Annotated in this window: 1 protein-coding gene, 1 tRNA gene and 1 pseudogene; all 3 read right to left on the reverse strand. The window is 67.1% G+C overall.

Annotated elements, in window-relative coordinates:
* Window positions 1–150: 150 nt before the first annotated feature.
* Window positions 151–756: pseudogene (locus P7D22_RS22860) on the reverse strand (DDE-type integrase/transposase/recombinase); the annotation flags it as partial.
* A 363-nt stretch (window positions 757–1,119) separates the two neighbouring features.
* A tRNA-Gly gene (locus P7D22_RS22865) sits at window positions 1,120–1,194 on the reverse strand.
* A 91-nt stretch (window positions 1,195–1,285) separates the two neighbouring features.
* The coding region (locus tag P7D22_RS22870) for an iron-containing alcohol dehydrogenase (protein ID WP_319936548.1) at window positions 1,286–2,272 on the reverse strand (987 nt) is incomplete at its 5' end.

The raw sequence follows: 2,272 nt of genomic DNA on the forward strand, positions 1-2,272 counted from the left end.
TGGAACTACCTCAAGCACGCAGGCTACGCGTGCGATTGAGTATCCGATGCTCTAGGCGCAGGCGTACGCGAAAGCGTGTGCAAGGAACGGCTCCCCGGCCTCCATGGCGGCTCTGATGTCGGGTGCAGCCGAGCCGGTGTTCCCCGGTGTCGTGAAGTGAGCGCCGTTGTCGGTCAGCACCGTATGGATCTTGTAGGGCACTGCGGCGACGAGATGCCGGAGGAAGTCGGCCGCGGTTCTGCGGGCCACCTTCTCGTGCAACTCGACGAAGGCGAACTTGGACGTGCGGTCGATGGCGACCAGCAGGGAGAGCTTGCCCTCTTCGGTGCGGACTTCGGCGATGTCGATGTGGAAAAAGCCGATCGGGTAGGCTTTGAACTTCCGCTTGACCGAAACCTCGCCCTCGCCCTGCGGCAGCTACGAGATACCATGCCGCTGCAGGCAGCGGTGCAGCGATGATCGCGTTAGCCGCGGCAAGGTCGGCTGAAGGGCGTAGAGGCAGTCGTCGAGCGGCAGCAGCGTGTGCTTGCGGAAGGCGACAACGACCGCCTCCTCCTCTAGCGACAGCACGGTCGAGCGTGCCTCCTTCGGGCCGGTCTGTCGATCAACGACCGAGGTCCGCCGCTTCCACTTGGCGACCCTCTTCTGGTTGATGCCGTAGCGCTTCGCCAGGGCCCTCAGGCTCTCTTAACTATGCTGTATCGTTCGACGGACCGCCTCTGTCGTCGTAGCGTTCCCGTGGAGAATCTGGCCCATAGCGCATCCTTCCATTCCAACGAAAAGAGTGCACCATCAAAGCCTGGGATCAAACATTTAAGGCTCGTCCATCGCTCCACGAAGGCATCGTCTTAGCGGTGCCAAGGAGCAAACCGCAACGCTGGGGCTCAGGACGATCGATTCAGCTCCTGCCGCTTCACAGCATGTGTCGCCCAATGCAGCCTCGCCGAACACTGACGGAGCCGCACAAACCTCACGCCCGCCCAGATCGTCCGGCCCCGATAAATTTAGACAGGGTCGGCAGGTGCATGGCAGTGAGGCCACCGCATGCCACAAGGAGCCCGAGGCGCCTAAAAACAGAACGGCCCGCCGAAGCGAGCCGATTCTAAGCCGTTATTTGTTTGGAGCGGGCGAAGGGATTCGAACCCTCGACCCCAACCTTGGCAAGGTTGTGCTCTACCACTGAGCTACACCCGCATCCATAACCGCCGCGGCGGTGTGAGGTGGTGATAACGGATTCGTGGCGGAATGCAACTGGGTTTTTGGCGTGACGCGGGTGGGGCTGCGATCAAAAGGCTTCGTCGAGCAGCCGGCGGTAGGCGGCGGTATCGACGGGGCGGGGATTGGTGGCCGTGGAATGGTCGCGCTCGGCAGCCGCCGCGGCGTCCGCCAGCGCCGCGCGAGGCACGCCCATGGCCGACAAGGTCGCCGGCAGGCCGAGGCAGGCCGTGAAGGCCGCTACAGTGTCGGCGAGATCGGTGCCGGGCGCGAGGCCCAGCACCCCGAGCAGGCGGGCGAATTTGGCCGGGGCCGCCTCGGCGTTGAACCGCAGCACGGCCGGCAACAGCACGGCGTTCAACGTGCCGTGGTGCAGCACCGGCTCCCTCATGCCGCCCAGCGCATGCGACAGCCCATGCACGGCGCCGAGGCCCTTCTGGAACGTCAGGCCGCCCTGCAGCGCCGCCATCATCATGTCGCGTCGCGCCTCGGCATCCCGGCCATCGGCGACCGCCGTCGGCAGCGCCCGCCAGGCGCGGGCGGCGCCATCGAGCGCGATGGCGTCGGCCGGCGGGTTGTCGCGCGGCGATAAAAAGGTCTCGATGCAATGGGTCAGCGCGTCCATGCCGGTCGCGGCCGTCAGGCCCGCCGGCAGGCCAAGCGTCAGGTCGGGGTCACAGATCGCCTGCCGGGGGATGAGATGGGGGCTGATGAAGCCGAGCTTGCGGCCGTCGTCGAGCGTCAGCAGGGCGGCGCGCCCGACCTCGCTGCCCGTGCCGGCCGTGGTCGGGATCGCGATCACCGGCGCGGCCGCCGCCGTGATGCGCGTCATTCCGCCAAGGATCGCCGCATAGGTCTCGAGCGGCCCCGGGTGGGTGGCCATCAGCCCGATGCCCTTGGCGAGGTCGATGGGCGAGCCGCCGCCCACTGCCACGAGGCCGTCGCAGCCGGCCGCCCGGTAGTAGTCGAGACCCGCCCGCACGGCCGATTCGGTCGGGTTTGCGGGCGTGTCGGCAAAGAGCGGCGCGCCCGGAAGCAGGCGGCGCACCGCCGCGAG

Origin of the sequence: Lichenihabitans sp. Uapishka_5 (genome assembly GCF_033947565.1) — a bacterium.
GTDB lineage: Bacteria > Pseudomonadota > Alphaproteobacteria > Rhizobiales > Beijerinckiaceae > Lichenihabitans.